Source organism: Methanosarcina acetivorans C2A, from assembly GCF_000007345.1.
Classification (GTDB): domain Archaea; phylum Halobacteriota; class Methanosarcinia; order Methanosarcinales; family Methanosarcinaceae; genus Methanosarcina; species Methanosarcina acetivorans.
Genome location: NC_003552.1, coordinates 4,897,647 through 4,915,200 on the forward strand (window position 1 = coordinate 4,897,647; position 17,554 = coordinate 4,915,200).

The 17,554-nt window shown below is 44.4% G+C and carries 15 protein-coding genes; 5 read left to right on the top strand and 10 right to left on the bottom strand.

Features of this window, described 5'->3' with window-relative positions; genetic code table 11:
• Positions 1-121: 121 nt before the first annotated feature.
• The 9 genes from MA_RS20830 to MA_RS20870 all read right to left on the bottom strand — a co-directional run bounded on the left by MA_RS20830 (position 122) and on the right by MA_RS20870 (position 9,323).
• A complete protein-coding gene (locus MA_RS20830; RefSeq protein WP_011023887.1) occupies positions 122-1,057 on the bottom strand; it encodes a methanogenesis marker 7 protein in 936 nt (311 codons plus the stop codon).
• 1 nt (position 1,058) lies between these two features.
• Complete coding sequence (locus MA_RS20835; RefSeq protein ID WP_011023888.1) at positions 1,059-1,658, bottom strand: methanogenesis marker 17 protein; 600 nt, start codon at positions 1,656-1,658, stop codon at positions 1,059-1,061.
• A 7-nt stretch (positions 1,659-1,665) separates the two neighbouring features.
• Positions 1,666-2,913: a methanogenesis marker 15 protein gene (locus tag MA_RS20840; protein WP_011023889.1), complete on the bottom strand. Its 1,248-nt coding sequence runs from the start codon at positions 2,911-2,913 to the stop codon at positions 1,666-1,668.
• The gene (locus MA_RS20845; RefSeq protein WP_048066559.1) at positions 2,910-3,413 is read right to left on the bottom strand and encodes a methanogenesis marker 5 protein; all 504 of its coding nucleotides are present in this window, start codon (positions 3,411-3,413) and stop codon (positions 2,910-2,912) included. The genes MA_RS20840 and MA_RS20845 overlap by 4 nt, the downstream gene beginning before the upstream one ends.
• Before the next feature lie 5 nt (positions 3,414-3,418).
• The gene (locus MA_RS20850) at positions 3,419-3,862 is read right to left on the bottom strand and encodes a methanogenesis marker 6 protein (protein ID WP_048065869.1); all 444 of its coding nucleotides are present in this window, start codon (positions 3,860-3,862) and stop codon (positions 3,419-3,421) included.
• Between the two features lie 169 nt (positions 3,863-4,031).
• Complete coding sequence (locus MA_RS20855; RefSeq protein ID WP_011023892.1) at positions 4,032-5,609, bottom strand: methyl-coenzyme M reductase-associated protein Mmp3; 1,578 nt, start codon at positions 5,607-5,609, stop codon at positions 4,032-4,034.
• 40 nt (positions 5,610-5,649) lie between these two features.
• Positions 5,650-7,263 carry a methyl coenzyme M reductase system, component A2 gene (gene atwA / locus MA_RS20860; protein WP_011023893.1) on the bottom strand — a complete coding sequence of 538 codons (1,614 nt, stop codon included), beginning with the start codon at positions 7,261-7,263 and terminating at the stop codon, positions 5,650-5,652.
• A gap of 242 nt (positions 7,264-7,505) precedes the next feature.
• Positions 7,506-8,309, bottom strand: coding sequence for an HAD family hydrolase (locus MA_RS20865; RefSeq protein ID WP_011023894.1), 804 nt, complete (start codon positions 8,307-8,309; stop codon positions 7,506-7,508).
• A 120-nt stretch (positions 8,310-8,429) separates the two neighbouring features.
• Positions 8,430-9,323, bottom strand: a complete 894-nt coding sequence (locus MA_RS20870; RefSeq protein ID WP_048065870.1) for a presenilin family intramembrane aspartyl protease PSH — start codon at positions 9,321-9,323, stop codon at positions 8,430-8,432.
• 519 nt (positions 9,324-9,842) lie between these two features.
• Between MA_RS20870 and MA_RS20875 the strand changes: the two genes are divergently transcribed.
• The 5 genes from MA_RS20875 to MA_RS20895 all read left to right on the top strand — a co-directional run bounded on the left by MA_RS20875 (position 9,843) and on the right by MA_RS20895 (position 16,362).
• A complete protein-coding gene (locus MA_RS20875) occupies positions 9,843-10,178 on the top strand; it encodes a hypothetical protein (protein ID WP_048065871.1) in 336 nt (111 codons plus the stop codon).
• Positions 10,179-11,617: 1,439 nt separating this feature from the next.
• Positions 11,618-11,920: a hypothetical protein gene (locus tag MA_RS20880; protein ID WP_011023897.1), complete on the top strand. Its 303-nt coding sequence runs from the start codon at positions 11,618-11,620 to the stop codon at positions 11,918-11,920.
• Positions 11,921-12,019: 99 nt separating this feature from the next.
• Positions 12,020-13,945 (top strand): clostripain-related cysteine peptidase, encoded by a 1,926-nt coding sequence (locus tag MA_RS24830; RefSeq protein ID WP_011023898.1) that lies wholly within the window; start codon positions 12,020-12,022, stop codon positions 13,943-13,945.
• 368 nt (positions 13,946-14,313) lie between these two features.
• Entirely contained in the window at positions 14,314-15,330 is a 1,017-nt protein-coding gene (gene fen / locus MA_RS20890; RefSeq protein WP_011023899.1) for a flap endonuclease-1, read from the top strand.
• Between the two features lie 24 nt (positions 15,331-15,354).
• The gene (locus MA_RS20895; RefSeq protein ID WP_011023900.1) at positions 15,355-16,362 is read left to right on the top strand and encodes a cation diffusion facilitator family transporter; all 1,008 of its coding nucleotides are present in this window, start codon (positions 15,355-15,357) and stop codon (positions 16,360-16,362) included.
• Positions 16,363-16,488: 126 nt separating this feature from the next.
• On the opposite strand, the gene MA_RS20900 is transcribed toward MA_RS20895, so the two are convergent.
• The gene (locus tag MA_RS20900) at positions 16,489-17,445 is read right to left on the bottom strand and encodes a beta-ribofuranosylaminobenzene 5'-phosphate synthase (protein WP_048065872.1); all 957 of its coding nucleotides are present in this window, start codon (positions 17,443-17,445) and stop codon (positions 16,489-16,491) included.
• Between the last annotated feature and the right edge of the window lie 109 nt (positions 17,446-17,554).

The window sequence follows — 17,554 nt, forward strand, 5'->3', positions numbered from 1 at the left end:
TAAAGTAGAAACCGAGTCAGACGCCGTTTTCCGGGAAAAGCTTTACAGTTTAAAGGATGAGTGAAGAGGCACAAACCCAGTAAAAATGTAAAGTGGCTGTATTTTAACTCAAGAATCCGGGTCAAATTGCAAAACCAACGTCAGACTTAGATTTGATTTTTATCAATATATAATTTTTCATTTTTGATCTGGTAATATTTGCAAGCTCGGAAAGGACGACTCCTTCATCAAACTCCAGCTTTTCAATTTTCTCATGGAACTCATCGTACGGTAGTTTGACTCTGAGTCCATCAAGCTGAAGGGTGAGAGGGGCAGGAGAGAGGACTCTTTGGATTTCCGGAACCTGGTTTTCGATCTCTTTCATGACCCGTGCAGGAAGTACCGCAAGAGGGTCTTTTGCCTGCTGCTTGCGAATATCCGAAGCAATCTTTGAAACCCCTTCGTTGAGTTTATCGAGCGCTTCAATCTCCTCGGTCCGTCTTAACCTGTGAGAGACTCTCCCGATATTTCCGACATAGAGGTCTGCCCCGGGGACATCTTCGGTTTTCAATTCAGTAGGCCCTCCGGTAACCGCGATTGGGATCTCAATGCCTTCAAAGAGTTTCGGCTTCTTTTTTGTAATACAGTCACTGAAAGACCCGAAGGAGAAAACCGCAATATCGTGTTCGTTAATGAGCTTTCTTTCGTAGTCCATTGAGAGGGAAACCCTGCGCCCCATTCCCCTGGCGAGCCCTATCATATTGGTATTGGCTCCGGGGTGGCGGAGGTATTCTGCCACATCACAGGCCGAATGCGGGAGGTGGTGGGAAGCAAGGGTAGGGGAAACAACTGCAATCTCCACCCCTGTAAGAGGGGCTTCTATCAGGACTCCGAGCAATTCGCCAGCGAGTTTTTTTACAATATCAAGGTCTTTTTCAGGGATAAGCATTATAAGATTGACTTCCGTCCCGGTAACTACTTTCTGAATTATGTAGCCTCCAAGGTCTTCCATCAATTCGATCAAAAGCCCGTGCTTATGGACCCCGCCGGTATAAAGATAGGGTAGGAGTACAACCATCTTACTTTTTCCCTCCTTCCATCAGTTCTTCGAGCATTGCTCCTGCTTCTTCGATCCATTCATGCTTCAATGCTTCCTCAGATGCCACAAAAACAAACCGATTACCTTTATAGAGATGATAGCGGACCCTGAAACCTTCCGGAGTAGCACGAATCGCAAACTCCACAAGGTTTTCGTGAAGCCTGTGCCTGGGATCTGCAACCATCATTTCCTTAAGAAAAGCCGCCTCCTCTGCCGGTTTATCCGTGCTTACGGATACTGTCCAGCGGTCCGGCTGGCTGATATTCGCTTTTCCGTAACGCTCCCAGAGTTTCACGAGCAGTTCCGGAATGTACTGCTCTTTTTTGATAGAAATCATTACTTCCCCGGCAACAGGTTTTGCTTCCACATCAGCAATGTCGATTGTCGTAACCCTGGTGCCAACATCTCTGAGAATGATTGCCATCTGGAAAAGTGAATCCTCAGGTCTCAGCACTACCTTGATTCGTCCGATTGCGGGGGCAAGCTTGAGACTTGCAAGGTTATCCTCGATAATCTTCCTGTAAAACTCCTGCTCCGACTCAATTGCTGACTCGACAACAAAGGTCTCAAGCGAATCCATTTTTACCTCACTCCTCCACGTAGCCGGATGCAAGAAGTGCTGCCCCTACTGCCCCTATCAGGTGGGAGTTTGCCGGCACGAGGACGTCAATCTTGAGAAGGTCTCCAAGAGCTTTTGGGACTCCTTCGATAAGGGAGGACCCGCCTACAAGGATCAGTGGCTCTTTTACATCCACTTCCTGCAACTGCTGCTCGTAGATCTGTTCTACTACACTGTAGCAGGCTGCAGCTGCGACATCTTCAGGGGTAGCCCCCCGGGCAAGGGAGTTTACAAGGGACTGGATACCGAAGACTATGCAATAGCTGTTCATGCTTACATTTTCCTGCATACCCTTGACTGCAAGAGCCCCAAGTTCCGTAATATCCACGCCGAGCCGCTTTGAGATCATTTCAAAGAAACGCCCCGAAGCTCCGGCACAAATTCCTCCCATTGTGAACATGCCTGGAATTCCGTCTTCTACCGAGATTGCCTTGTTGTCCATACCTCCGATATCAATGACCGTTGCAGAGCCTTTTTGCTTGTCTGCGAGGTAGACAGCTCCTTTTGAGTTGACGGTAATTTCTTCCTGAACAAGCTGGGCGTTGAAATGGTTCCCGATAAGGAAACGCCCGTATCCAGTGGTCCCCAGAGCCTGGATTTCTTCTCTGGAAACCCCGGCTTCTTCAAGGGCCTGGGAGTAGGCTTTTTCAGCACTATCAAGGACTTTTGTTGTGGGTACCCAGCCTTTTCCTATGATCTTATTGTCTTTCATGATCACCGCTTTTGTGGTGGTTGACCCCGAATCGATCCCGGCCGTCAGTCCTGCCTGGACCTCCCTGGCAAGGAGATGCCTGCGCCTGGCAACCGTGGTAAGGGCTTCAAGCCGGGTAAGCAGGGTGCCTGCACTTGTTCGTTCAGTAAATGAATAGCTGATTACAGGGACATCGGAGTGCTTGTGGATGTATCTTCGGACCTCGTTTCTAACAATAGCTCCTTCAGCACAGCGGAAGCAGGTAGTGATAAAGACCCCGTCTACTTTTGTCAGGCCTTCAACAACGGCCTTTGCCCTTGCCATCATGAGCCTGAGGTCTCCGCTTGCAACTTCAAGCCCGAAATCCCTGCCTATTGTATCTATGGACGCGACATCGATTTCGGGATAAATGAATTTTGCATTTACTCTGGCTGCAGCCGCTTCAAACTCGGGCTGAACCCCTGAATACTCAGAGCCGCAGGATACAAGGGCAATCTTGACAATTCCGATTTCATCGGCACTCATTTTTCACCCTCCTCTGCTATCGTTTCTTTTTCTTCCACCTTTTCATCTTCCCCGGTATTTTCTGTAGGCAGGGACTTCAGAAACGCTGCGATTTTGTTTACGAAATCCCGTGCATCCTCAGTCGATTCCGGATACCTGACTTCCAGAATAGGGACCTCTTTTGAGCGAACCAGATATTTCATCAGTTCGTTTGTACGGTTACAGCCCACGCAGCCGAAGTTTGTAGGTGGATTTTCAACTATGATTGCAGCTTCGGTTTCCTCGATAAGGGGGCCTATGAGGGTCATCCTGCCTCTTACTCCGGGAGGCACTTCAACTGCAGCGTAACGAAGTCCTATTTTAGGGTCTTCGGGAGTGATATTAATAGGGGGCGAATCAAGGCTGATGTTTGTAACTTTTTCTCGCACCTGGTTCATCATGGTAAGGGGTTTGTGCCCGAAACGCTCAACCAGGTCAGCCAGGATAAGACTGTTTACAGGATAAATGAAAACCTTTGCCAAAAAATTCACCTCGAAAGTTCCGCTTCGATAATTTTCTCCAGATCCGAGACTTTAAGCCTGCGTTTCTCCCCATGCTTTTCGTTTACGGGCTCCTTAGCGTCCAGTTCGTCAAGTGCAGCACCTATGGCAGGGAGCATCCCCACTTCTTCCCTGAGGAAATGGAATCCCGGTCTCGGACCACCACCCCTGGTTGCTCGGCAGCGTCTCTCATCGCCTGCAGGGAATCCCCTATCTTTTATAAAAATATGATTTTTGTCCAGCTGCCGGATCTTTTCTACCACTGCAAGGACGTCCTTTTCCGGGCCTGTTACAATAAGCCCGAAGCAAGTTTCCTTTACGGTGACCGGATACTCTGACTCGTAAATTTTCATAGCTGCATCCGCAGGCAGCACTATATCCGAACTGATTACAATGTACTTTGTAACCTCATTTTGTTTTATTTCTGTCATCTTCTGTCTCTCCTCAACTTCGGGAGACTTCACCTGCGATAAATCCGAACATGTGAATCCGCTCAAGTATCAGGTACATTATTTCGCTTATGTAATAGTTTCTCATACATTATTCAACTAATTTATATCTCTTTTTATATAATTCAGTATATTTCAAATATTCGGGTTATCAGTTCTCCTGTTCATCAGTTTTCCTGCGCACGACTTCACTTACATATATCGCATCTCCTTCTTCGATGCCAATGAGCCTTTCGGGCTCAAGTATCCGCCCGATAATGTTCGTTGAGGAAAACTTTTCTCCGGTAGGACCGAAGAGATCATCGTCTACAAGTCTTACTCCTATGGTTCCCATCCTCTTTGCGGCCTGATTTGTAATCCCGATTTCCCCTGCAAGTACCGTGTCAGCAGGCGTGTTTTCGGGGAGGACTTCTTTATATTTCACAGCTTCTTTTTCTGTCTTGAAGAGGTAAGTGTTATCGTATATCATATGGACAGGCAGTTTTCCAACTGGTTTTGTCTTGAGTTCGAGAGAGTGACGGAAAAAGTCTACAGATTTTGGGGCTCTCTCCGGGTAAAGCTCGACCTCGATGAGTTTTTCCCTGGGGACCCCGTAAGCGGTTACTTTAGCCTCTCCGAGAATTTCAAGAGTTGTCGGAGGGTCCTGCTTTACGATTACTGCATTTTCTTCCGTGTACCCTTCCTTTACCAGTTCGATCCCTATGGCGGTAAGTACGGGTTCGACCTCTTCAAAACTGTGACCCAGCAAGACTATCTGGGGAGGAAGGCTTTCTACTGACAGCTTCTGTCCCTTTTCTGCAAGTTTGATAAGTTCGATACCTGTTATTACCTGCCCAACGATAGAATGCACAAGGCTTGAAGGCCGTTCTTCTCTGGAGATATATGTCCTGCCTGTCCCGTATCCGACGGTTCTGACAGAAATGGCACCTTCTTTCCTCAGCTCAAAGTTTTCGTAAGGAACAGGTTCTTCTCTCAAGGTGTCATCCGAAATAAAAGAACTGGTTGTCACATCTACGGAAAGAGTTCCCTTGCGGGTCAAGGCATAAAAATGCTCAGCTCCTTTGGGAGAGTTTCTGGAAAGTTCGACCTCAAAATAAGTAAATACGCTGTCTTCATCTTCAAGAATAGTCGAAAGGTCGGTGGTGCAGGTTTTTTCTGCAAGTTGTTCCCACTCTATAATAGGCTCTATGCTCAGGATGGGGTCTTCTCTTGAAAGCCTGAAAATAAGATTTCTCCCGGTTACAACTGTTGCAAAAACACCATCTTCAGGAGCTCCATACTCAGCAACGTGCCTTTTTCTTGAAATGATCAGATGAGTATTATGGGGGTCAAATCCTCCTGCTCCGAACACGACATCAAATGCTTCAAAACTCCCTGTCTCATGAAAAGGCTTAATATCGGCTTCAAAAGGTCCAAAAGCCAGAGCTTCAGGACTTGCCCAGTGGATATATGTACCTTCATACTCTTTATAATGTTCAGCCCATAGTTTTCCGGAGGAAGATTCCGGATCTTTGAGTTCTATCCTAAGTTCCCCTCTGGGCGTCTTGATAGCGTATTCGGTGATTTCTTCCGTTCTCTTCTCAGCAGCTCTTTTAATAATTCCAACTGCTGTACCGGCTATGTAGGAGGCTCTGGAAACTTCAAGGGCGTCTCCAAGGGTAGAGCCTGCGGGCAGAGTATAACTTTGCCCATTCACCTCTACGCTGATCTCATTACTCGTAATCTGCACCTCATTTTAGTATTTTCTATACTAAGAGGTGGGAGCATATTTATATTTCTTCTGCAGCTTTGATCCTTTCTTCTTCCGTGAGTTGAGCAAGTACGGTACCGGGTCTGCCTATCTCCACAATCTTTCCGTCACGCATGAGGGCAACACGGTCGCAGATCTCATTTACAAAATCCATGTCATGGGAAACGACAACAAAGGTTTCTCCGATCTCTTCTCTGGCTTTGAGGATGGAGTTTGTAACCGCCACCTTGGTAATGGGGTCCATGGTCCCTGTAGGTTCGTCCATAATAACGATCCTTGGCTCTTTGATCAGAACCTGCGCAAGTGCTATTCTATGCCTCTCCCCTTCACTCATTTCATCGGTCATTTTGGGCAGAACACCTTTTGCCTTATTTTCTTCAAAACCTGCAGCCTTGAGAGTAATTATGGCTTTTCGAACCCCAAGTTCGAACGGGAGGTCCAGACTGATGGATTCCGTAAGGTTGTCTATTACAGAGCTATGGGTATAAAGCCCGTATTCCTGGTGCAGGAATCCCATGTATTTCGTTGCTCTGCCTTTATTATCAACCCCTAATTTTGTCATGTCCACCCATTCGTCTCCGACACGGACTTCAACTTCTCCTGAGGTAGGGGGCAAAATTCCCATAAGGATTTTAGAGGTTGTGGTTTTGCCTGCTCCGCTTATCCCTACAAGCCCGAAAATCTCTCCTTCTTTCACGTCAAAAGAGATTTTGTCAACAGCTCTAACCACGCCCCGGTCTACTGAGATATAGCGCTTTGAGAGGTCCCTTACGCGGATAATGGGCTCTCCTACCAGAACGTTCTTTTCCTGCCTGACCATGGATACACTTTGCATGAAGATCGCAGAAACCTCAAGCGGGTCTCCTTCCTGAACGACTTCTCCATTTTCAAGTAGGATTGCCTTGTCTGCCAGTTTCTCGATCACTTCCGGCCAATGGGAGGTCAGGACCATGCTCATGTTGTAGTTCTTAACAGCGTTTATAATGGCTTCGTGAACCAGTTTTGCAGTCATGGGGTCAAGTGTACCCGTAGGCTCGTCAGCTAACAGAAGGAGGGGGTTTCTTACGAGCTGCCTTGCAAGCACAACCCTCTGTTTTTCTCCACCGGAAAGTTCCCTTGCCACGTGCATCATACGGTGGCTCAGGTTTACCTCCTCGAGGAGTTCAACAGCCTTTTTCATGGCGTCTTCTCCCTTATACCCGATTTCATTCAGGGAGTTTATGACGTTTACCAGAACTCTTTCATCCCCATAAAGGGCAAAGGTCCTCTGGAGCATGATTGCAATGCGCTTGGCAATATCTTTTCTTATAGGGTCGTAAAGTGAAAGTTTTATGAAATCAGCTTCGAACTCCTCAAGCGTCTCCCCGCAGACCGGACATTTCTGGCCTATTTTGCTTGGACGCTCTATATATCCACATTTCTCACAGCGGGCCAGATGATAGATTACTTCGCCTGAGATATTCTCAAAAGATTCGGTCCCGCGCAACACGTGCATCAGGATTGTTTTCCCTGATCCGCTTTTTCCCAGAATTCCAACGACTTCCCCTTCGTTGATCCTTAAATTTACATTTTTCAGGGCTTTGAGACCGTCAAAGTCTACAGTTAGGTTTTTAACTTCAATAAATACTGGCATTTATTTTCCTCCGCAAATTATGAGCTGCAAATAAATTCTGGTGGCTTTCTCCCGCCTGCCTGTATTGGCTCAAGAGTGAAAAGTAATTACTTTAAAGTGAGTACCGCATTAACATAAACAATAAATTTCACACATTTGGGCAACAACTAGATAAGAGTAAACATTACATAAACATAACGCATTATTTTGTCACTGTGAACATCCAGAACCAATATCCGTAGGGAAATTTATAGGATTTTGACTTATTGCAATCCTTTTACCACATCCACAACTTTTATTATATCTTTGAGCACCACATCCGCCGCTTCTCTGAGTTCTTCGGGTCTTTTATCCCCCTGCTGGACAGTCATTATCCCTACATCTGCTGCCCTGAGTGCCAGGATATCGTTAATTCCATCCCCTACCATAACTACTTTCTCATACCTGCTTTTAAGTTCAAACACAACTTTCTCCTTCATAAAAGGATCTGCAAAAGCAAAGACTCTTTCCAGAGGGATGTTTACGAATTCTGCAAGTTGCACAAGAGAAGACATTCTGTCCCCTGATGCTATGTATATGTCCACCTCCATAGCATGAAGCAACTGAATGGTCTGCGATGTCTTACTGAAGACCTGCCCTCCCGTGCTGAGCACGTAGAGGATTTTTCTCGCTTTTGAATCCACTATCAGACCTGCCGCAAAATAAATGCTGTCAGGGCAGCGGGATGTAACTGCCTCGAGCACATCATGCACGTCTCCCATCAGGAGAGAAGAACCTCTTATAACCTCAAAGGCAATGTCCAGAGTAAACTTTCCTTTTGAACAGCTTATACCTATTGAAACTCCATGTTCCTTTATAAACTCAAATAAAAACATATCCCTTCTTGAGCGCAGGATTATTTCTTTCTCGGTATTGAGAGCTACTAGGCCGCAACCGTTTTTTCTTGCGACAATGGCAGTGCTTTCTATGTTTTCAAGAATGTCCCCGGTACTTGGTTCTTTTGCAACTCTGTACATGTGGAGAAGAGTGCCGGCACTGTCAAAGACCACTGCGATTCGTTTGGCCATGTCAATTGATTAATCTATAAAATAAAAAAATCTTTGTAAAAGCCCGGAAAAATAGACGGGATACCGAAATTTATAAAAATAAATGAAGTAGGGAAATTAGACTTCATTTTACAGTTCCTCTTAAAGGATTGAGGCTCCCGAGAACAGGACTCCGATAAAAAACCCAATAATTGCTCCGGAATTCAGGAACGGAAGCCCTGCCTGGGGCTTGCCCCTCATTACCAGGATAGACAGGAAGATGTGCCCTACAAGAGTTCCCAGCATTGCCCCAAGTACAGGGTAGGATAATCCTCCGTTTTCGAGGAATACATTTGCGGAAACTACTAGCAAGGTGGGCATGACTGCATCTCCGAGGCCCATGAAAAAGGCTTCACGTTTTTCCCCTTCTTTAAAGCCTTCCGTGATGAAGGAATAGTTCAAGTGCTTTGGGATTATGAAAAGAATTGGCAGTTTGAGGTCCATGACCCCTTCAGCCATGGCTATCATGTGTTTTGTCTTATACACAGAGATGGCATCATAAACCGCAAGCAAGATCAGAAGGACAACTACAGGAATGATGGAAAGGGAAATTCCTATCAGGGCACTGACCCCGCCTGCTATGCAAACTCCCAGAAGATCGATTACATACCATTCGGGATATTTGTAAAGCAGTACCGTCAACCCTATCGAAAGCAGGAGCGAAGCTATGTTTTCAAGCCCTGCGAGGGCAGGGATCAGGGTAAACAGCGCGAAAAATACATAGTACAGAGTACTGACTATGGCGAGGTATATGAGCAAGCTGATAATCCATTTCATGTTTTTCTTTATCGCTATCAGGACAAAAAGCGTAAAAACCAGAATCATCACGATATAGTAAATCGAATTGGAAACCTGTGTCGGATCTTCAAAAGCCTGCATATCATTGATTTCCATTGGCATTGATAGGAGAAGGGCGAGAACCTGCACTATCAGGATTAACCCTGCCATGGAGAGAATCGGCAAATAATCTTTAAGTGAATGTTCGCTTGAACTCAAGTACTGGACTCCCTTATTTCTTGACACTATGCCTTTTCTATTCCTTTATATATTTACTCTATCCTCTGTCTTCAATTTTTATACCCTTTAAGATATAATCCAATTTGCCAATTACCCGCCATACTCATATTTGTTCTGTGATCTTAGTCTGGACTTACAACTTTCATGATTTTCATTTTGAGAGAAGTCTTATGCACCTGTTAGTTTACCAGAGAGGAGTCACGGCAATTCTCTTCAGGATAATGAACGGAAATTTGACATATCAGGAGTAAAAATGAATTCGAGACAAATGATACATAAATAGTTTATGCAAAAAATTATATAGAATAACTGTATAAAAAATAAGCAAAAATAAAAAGCTAGTAAATATGGAAATGCGGTAAAAATAGAAAAACAGTAAATACTTTAATGGAATTACCTCCATCTAATAATTTCCAGCCCGTTATTGAGGAATTTGTGGCTTTACATGAAGTTTATGAATGCATCAGGAGAATTTCCATAAGTACGTAGAGGTATACAATGGAGACCAGAGATACAGTATTCCTTGTTGTGATGGTTCTGTCATCTTTCCTTCTATCCTTCCAGTGGCTTAGAAGGTTTACATACAGACCTACAAACCCTTTCATTGACCCTTTAATTATCTTATCTATTATGATTCTGGCCGGGACATTATCTCTTATGCTCATTTCAATTAACAACAAGCTTCAGGACTTTGAAGACACAATAGAAGCAAGGGACCGTTCTCTCAGGGTCAATATGGAAAGCTCGGAAACAAAAATCGAAGAAAGGATGAACGAGCTCTCAAGCAAAGTTGATAACGCAGTATATGAATTCAACCGCAGAAAATACCACTGATTTCTGCTCACAATCTTATTTTTCCCTGCAGGCATAAATATGGCAAGATTTCTTCCAATATCTGGGTTTTACCCGGAATTCAGATAGTATCTGGAATCTACATATTTGTCTGGAATCTAAATTATCTAAAATCTGTATCGTCTAGAATCAATATGTATATAAATCTACATACTATTCAGGTCCAGATGCTACCCAGAATTTACTTTCCCATTTTTTCATACCAGTTGTACCCTGATTTTTTAGAAAGTGAAATATTAAGGGAAATATCTGCTGTTCTGAGAATGTTTGACGACTCTGTGTGATCAGAATTGGTACTTTTTTTCGTGTTTATCCTCCTGACCCTACCAGCCTTGTGAACACTTTCTATTTAAAAGGAAATCGGATATTAAACCTATTAGATTTAGTTCTGAGAATCCAATTTAATCTTTTTAAATAATTCTGAGAATCCAATTTAATCTTTTTAAATAATTCTGAGAATCCAATTTAATCTTTTTAAATAATTCTGAGAATCCAATTTAATCTTTTTAAATAATTCTGAGAATCCAATTTAATCTTTTTAAATAATTCTGAGAATCCAATTTAATCTTTTTAAATAATTCTGAGAATCCAATTTAATCTTTTTAAATAATTCTGAGAATCCAATTTAATCTTTTTAAATAATTCTGAGAATCCAATTTAATCTTTTTAAATAATATTTCTCATTTAATCCACGAATTAACATTAAAATAGATATATATGCCTATTTATTTAGATTAACTTTTTTAATACGAGAGTTTCTCCGATATTATTTTCCCCTCAATTTTCGTCTTTCTATCAAATGTTTTTTATCTCTTATCCTGTTTTTTCTTTTCATGGCTTTATCTTTTCACAGTTTTATCTTTGTCTTTGTATTCAGACCCTATTTTATTCTTCGGGAATCCTTCAAACATATTTCGTTCCATTTCTTCCTTTTTTTCATCAGGGCGCTTTTTAAACGGTTTTTATCGTTAATCAACGATCACCATAAAAACTCCCAAACGTTTTCATTTCAAAGTATCTTTTTAGGCGGACACTTTGTGTGATTCATACAAATTAACTGTTCTGCGGCTTAAAACCTGAAACAAACAGACAGAATTAGAAAGAAAAGTTGATATACAAGTTTTGTAAAAGAGGTCCTGGTTTGCATTTTAGTTGGTTTAGAGTGGATAATACTTTCAGGCAAATACATAATAATTTATGTTATTAAACCTTAGATAAAATGATATCTCATCCGAACATTTCGGACGCAGGCAGCATGATTTAGCAAAGTTTATATATCGGATATTCTGTAGTGGATGAGAATATCTGAAGCCTAAAAGTAGATAAATATATTAAAATTGATATAGTGCATCGTAAGTTATTATTACCCAGAGTTAGTATATTGATTACCTTGTGTAAACAGGTAAAGAAGGAAAGCTAATATGCACCTCAATCTTGAACCGATTGGCATCATCAAAAAGGTTGCAAATAAGTCGGAGATTTTGATTTATTCTGATTTTGAGCAGGTCATACGAAATATCGTGTCCAAAATAGGAGAAGGAGCCGAAATGGGCCAGAAGATTCTGGTTATTCACAAAAATAATAGCAAAAAACAAATAGATGGTCACCAGGTCCAGGTCACAAAGGCAACGCTTCTGGAAAGGAAAGGAAATCTGCTAACCATATCCAAAATAGAGGCAAATGAAGATTCTGTAATTGATGTCCGACTTGATCTTACCGCCTGACATCCTCAGACTTCGACATATGCCGACAAAAAATAGAGGTTCTCAGATGTTCTCCTTTTCTCCTGAATAGCTTGGACTGGGATTCACGGAGAGCTGAGTTTGGGAGGGGAATTCCAGAAAGCAAAAGTTGCTTCAATTATTTTTATGATAATTCTTTTTTTGCTACTTAGCGGAGGCTGTCTGAAAGAAGAAACAGATTTTGAAAATCCCGGTGGCGGGACTGAAATCAAAAGTAACTATTCTACAGTATACAAAAGCGATGTTCCGAAACGCCAGTTATCTACTGTGGTTGCGGTTTATATGGTCGGAAGCGACCTTGAGTCTTCAAACGGGTATGCCAGCAAGGATATCTTTGAAATTATTGATGGAGCCTCCATGCTGAACGGAAATGAGACTGAAATTCTCATAGCTTACGGAGGAGCTGCTGCGGAGGGATGGGAAGGTATGACGATCGCAGAGCTTGAAGACCTCAGAAAGGACAGCGAAGATGGGGTCATAGGCAATGAGGAAATCCACAGGAGGGCATATCCCCATGCAAACATGGGAGATGACGCAGGGCTTGAAACCTTTCTTTCGTATATCCGGGAAAACTACGAGAGTGAAAGTACCCTGCTTATTTTCTGGGACCATGGAGATGCTTACAGGGGACTTTGCTTTGACGAAAATAATGGGTATGACAGGCTGGAGCTGCCTGAACTGAGCGACGCCCTTGAAGCCTCAGGAATGTATTTCGACCTTATCGGTTTTGATGCCTGCCTCATGTCCACCCTTGAGCTTGCAAGAACAGTTGAACCTTATGCCGATTACATGCTTGCCTCCGAGTCAATCGAACCCACCCACGGCTGGGACTATGTTGCTTTCATCGGGTACGTCTCAGAGTCTCCCGAAGCCTCTGCAGAAGAAACAGGCAGGGATATTATTGACAGCTACCTGGAGAACCCCTCACATGTGCCCCCAAGAACCCTTTCTCTCCTTGATCTTTCCAAAACCGAAGAGGTATTGCGGAACGTAGATTGGCTTGCAGAGGATATGTGGACAAGCTTTTCGAACTCAAAAGGGTATTGCGGGCTTGGGGCATCTGTTACGAAAGCCCGGAAGTTTGGAGTCGAACCGAAGAAAGGCTCTGAAATCTCAATGGACCTGAAGAGTTTTGCCCTGATAATCGGGGAGGAAATGCCGGAACTTGCAGGTAGATCTGATGCCCTCATAAAATCGCTTGAAGATTTTGTTATCTACTCAAGGCAGGACGGCACAATGCCTGAAGCATACGGGGTTGCCGTATATTCGCCCCAGACTCAGGGTAGCTACTCCACGTATTACGGCAGGGTTTCCATTTCAGAAGCATGGTCGGAATTCCTTGACGGTTATGCCATGAAAACCTGCGCGGACTTTACCGAACCCGGCATTTCAAAATCCGGAGATGCCTTTTCAGTAGAAGACGATTCAGGGCTGGCTTCGGTAGACCAGGTCTACTTTATAGCTTCTCCGGAAGGCCCGATTCCCATAGGAAGAATGCCCCTTACCTGTTCGGGAGGCACGAACTACAGCCTTCCTCCCTGGAAAGGGGAATGGATTTTTGTAGAGAACTCCAAAACGGGGAAAAGCTCTCTTATTTATGCAGCCTGCGAAGGAGAAAGCGAGAATGGAGGCAGAATATTTAATGTCGAACTGGGGCTTCAAAGAGGTGGGGAGTTCAGATCCTGTCTTACTCAGCTTTACCTTGACACTCTCAACGGGACTGTCAGGGCTTACATGAATCCCTACGAAGTCCTTGACGACGGAAACATCCTGTTCTCAAAAGAAGTTCTTGAACCTGAACCCGGAGATATTATCACTGCATACGCCCCTATCTACGGAGAAACCGGCATTAAGTACTGGACAACACTTGGCAGACTTAGAGTGGACGAAAATACGGCTTTTGTCTATGACTTTCTGCCTGAAGGGACCTATTATACCGCACTCTATGCAGAAGATTACCGCCTTAACTTCAATATGAGCGAACCTGCGGAGATCATCCTGGAATAAATTTCCTGAAAATCCTCCCATGAAGAATTTCCTGAAAATTTCTCTCCCGAAATAATTGCCTGAAAATTCCCTTTTTAATTCTCTTCCATCTAAAAAAGCCGTTAATCTGGCAACAGGCATAAAACTTCGGTACACATAAAGTCTATCATAGTCTATCATCCAGAAAATAAAGTATCGGAAGCGAGATGCCAGGAACAGGATACCAAGAGCAAGATGCTGGGAGCAAAATGTAAAGAGCAACAGGTATCCCCTGATTAAAACTATCTGAGGATCGTAAGTTCCCGCAGGCAGTAAAAGAGTTTAAACCAGAGAGTAAAAGTAATGAAGCCTGAGGCTAAAAAAGAATTTCATACACAGGAGGGAAAAATATGGGCACGGATATAGGAGATCTGCTTCAAAAAAGGAAAATAGAGCTTTCTGACCTCTCAAACAGGGTGGTTGCAGTTGACGCATTTAACACCCTTCACCAGTTTTTGAGCATTATCCGCCAGAGGGACGGAAGTCCTCTGGTTAATTCAAGAGGGAAAGTGACCTCTCACCTTTCCGGGCTGCTCTACAGGACAGCAAGCCTGGTTGAAGCTGGTATCAAACCTGTTTTCATTTTTGATGGCAAGCCCCCTGACCTGAAATCCGAAACCCTGAGCCGGAGGAAAGAAGTAAGGGAGACTTCCCTGGAAAAATGGGAAAATGCAAAAGCAGAAGGGGACCTTGAAGCTGCTTATAAGTATGCTCAGGCTTCTTCCAGGGTCGACCAGGAAATAGTTGAAGATTCAAAATACCTCCTCGGAATAATGGGCATTCCCTGGATACAGGCGCCCTGTGAAGGAGAAGCACAGGCTGCCCACATGGTTCTTAAGAAAGACGCAGACTATGTTGCTTCACAGGACTATGATTCCTTTCTTTTTGGAGCCCCGAAAGTTGTCCGGAATATGGCTGTCACCGGAAAGCGCAAGCTCCCTGGAAAGAATGTCTATGTGGATGTCGAACTTGAAGTGATCGAACTTGAGGAAACCCTCAGGGCTCTGGAGATAAATAGGGATCAGTTAATCGATATTGCAATCTGCGTGGGTACGGACTATAACAAAGGACTGGAAAAAGTGGGCCCCAAAACCGCCCTCAAACTGATAAAAAAGCATGGAGATATCCATGCCGTGCTCCGGGAAAAAGATATGGAAATCGAAGGTCTGGACAGAATAAGGAAACTTTTTACCCATCCTGAAGTTACCGAAGACTACGAAATCAAATGGACAAAACCGGATTCCGAAAAACTCATCAAATTCCTCTGCGAGGAGAACGACTTCTCCACAGACAGGGTGGAAAAAGCTGCAGAACGCCTTAAAGCAGCTTCAGGAGCAAGGCAGAAAACCCTCGACCAGTGGTTTTGAAGAGTTTTAGGCGCAGAGGGAGATATGAGCCTGACAGGACACGAACCGGAGCATTCGGGAGAAGAGCACTCATATTCCCATGTTCACGGAGTGGTGGATCCCGAAATTCTTTCCACGGATAAAGGGCTATATGCGATAAAATGGTCCTTTGCAGGCCTGATGCTAACAGCGCTCCTTCAAATTCTTGTCGTCTGGGTTTCGGGCAGTGTAGCCCTCCTTGCCGATACGATTCATAACTTCGGGGATGCGGCAACTGCAATCCCCCTGGGTTTTGCTTTCCTGCTCTCCAGAAAAAAACCCAACAAAAGTTTTACTTACGGCTACGGCAGGGCAGAAGACCTCGCAGGGCTGCTAATCGTTTTTCTTATTTTTCTAAGCGCAGCAGTTGCAGCTTATGAATCGATTCACAGGCTTCTTTCCCCCCAACCTGTAGAGTATTTATGGGCTGTGGCTGCAGCTTCAATTATTGGATTTCTGGGAAATGAACTTGTGGCAAAATTCAGGATAAAAGTAGGAAAAGAAATAGGAAGCGCTGCCCTAATTGCCGACGGATACCACGCGAGGGCAGACGGGTTTACCAGCCTTGCCGTGCTTTTCGGAGCTCTGGGCGTCTGGTTTGGGTATCCACTCGCAGACCCTGTAATCGGGCTCTTGATCACAGTTGCAATCCTTCGTATAGTCTGGGAAGCTGGCAAATCCGTTTTTTCTCGCATGATGGACGGGGTTGATCCTCAAATTGTTGATGATATCCGACAGGTAGTAAGCCAGGTAAAAGAGGTCAAGGATATTACGGAGGTAAGGGTACGCTGGATAGGGCACAGGCTTTATGCTGAAATCAATATCGCAGTGGAATCAGGGCTCTCTGTTAAGGAAGGGCATGAAATTGCGGTAAACGTGAGACACAGGATGCTCCACGGCCTGAATTACCTGTCAAACGCAGTCGTACACGTAGATCCCCTGGGAGCATCCGGAGAGAACTTTCATCGCCTTCCTGGGCACGATTCCGAGGTTTCTCCTCCTGACTCGCACTGAACCTGCGGGCTTCCGGACTCTAAACGATTTCAAAATAATTTAACCCGGATTATATCCCGGGTTTTAAGTATCGGACTTAAAGTATCAGGCTTTAAGTATCAGATTTTAAGTATCACGCTTTAAGTATCAGACATTAGAGATCTCTGCTCCACTGTTCTTTGCCCGGGTCATCATTGTGATTCCACCGACCGATTCGTCAAGCATTTTCTGGACTTCGGCCTGTAGCTGCCTGCCTTCTTCCCTGTTATCCACAAAAGCATAAACTACAGGTCCAAATGAGCTTACTCCGGCGCCGTAACTCCTGCTCCGCATAAAAGAGGCAATGCTCTTGACGAAATCAGGCCAGATCAGACTCTCACTTTTGTTGAAACCCACAGTCTGGACATGGTTTACCGCAGCTCCGAAACTTTCGATATCTTCTTCGATAACTGCAGGCATCATCTTCATGAGTACCATGTGTGCAACCTCCCTGACCTCCTCTATTGGCAGAGGGCAGAATTCCTGAAACACGTCGATCTCCTGCTGGTCGTGCATGCCCTTGTCATTGGGAACTGCAATAACAATATCCCAATCCGGAAAATCCTCTCTGAAAAGTACAGGTCCCGGAGGCACCCTGCTGGCGGCTGATGGCATGAAAGCCCCTTTGTCTTTGAACCTGTGCCCCCCATCAACTATGAATCCGCCCTTTTCAAAAGCTGTTACTCCTATACCCGAGGTTCCCCCTCTTTTTACGGCAAATGCAAGTTCTCGAACGTCTTTTTCAAGTCCGTACAGTTCATTCACAGCTGCTGCCACAGCCAGGGCAGCCTGAGTACCTGATCCAAAACCCACGTGAGCGGGAATCAGGGATTCTACATCAATTCTGACCCCTTTTCCTTCAGGAAGCAGGGCTTCTGCGGCTTTTATCATGCGGTCGGCAAATTCCTGCAGTCCTTCTATCCGGATTTCGTCGGCTTCTGCTGCAGTAACTTTTACATTAGGGGAGGAAAGGGTGAGCCCTGCCCCTCCATCAACTCTCCCTATCTCACCATTCATATCGATAAGGGTTATGTGAAGCCGGCTGGGAGTGGTAATTTTGATCATGCGTGGACAACCCCTAGACAAACACTATAAATTTTTATAATAACCTCAGAATCTTTACTTCCTATTGTAGCTGCTGATATTTAATCTTTTTAAAAAAATCCTGTCCGGA

Bases quoted from the DNA above. Each gene is read 5' to 3' on its own strand.
- MA_RS20895 (WP_011023900.1), top strand. From the start codon at position 15,355: ATGAGCCTGACAGGACACGAACCGGAGCATTCGGGAGAAGAGCACTCA.
- MA_RS20875 (WP_048065871.1), top strand. From the start codon at position 9,843: ATGGAGACCAGAGATACAGTATTCCTTGTTGTGATGGTTCTGTCATCT.
- atwA (WP_011023893.1), bottom strand. From the start codon at position 7,263: ATGCCAGTATTTATTGAAGTTAAAAACCTAACTGTAGACTTTGACGGT.
- MA_RS20880 (WP_011023897.1), top strand. From the start codon at position 11,618: ATGCACCTCAATCTTGAACCGATTGGCATCATCAAAAAGGTTGCAAAT.
- fen (WP_011023899.1), top strand. From the start codon at position 14,314: ATGGGCACGGATATAGGAGATCTGCTTCAAAAAAGGAAAATAGAGCTT.
- MA_RS20865 (WP_011023894.1), bottom strand. From the start codon at position 8,309: ATGGCCAAACGAATCGCAGTGGTCTTTGACAGTGCCGGCACTCTTCTC.
- MA_RS20830 (WP_011023887.1), bottom strand. From the start codon at position 1,057: ATGGTTGTACTCCTACCCTATCTTTATACCGGCGGGGTCCATAAGCAC.
- MA_RS20835 (WP_011023888.1), bottom strand. From the start codon at position 1,658: ATGGATTCGCTTGAGACCTTTGTTGTCGAGTCAGCAATTGAGTCGGAG.
- MA_RS20900 (WP_048065872.1), bottom strand. From the start codon at position 17,445: ATGATCAAAATTACCACTCCCAGCCGGCTTCACATAACCCTTATCGAT.
- MA_RS20840 (WP_011023889.1), bottom strand. From the start codon at position 2,913: ATGAGTGCCGATGAAATCGGAATTGTCAAGATTGCCCTTGTATCCTGC.
- MA_RS20850 (WP_048065869.1), bottom strand. From the start codon at position 3,862: ATGACAGAAATAAAACAAAATGAGGTTACAAAGTACATTGTAATCAGT.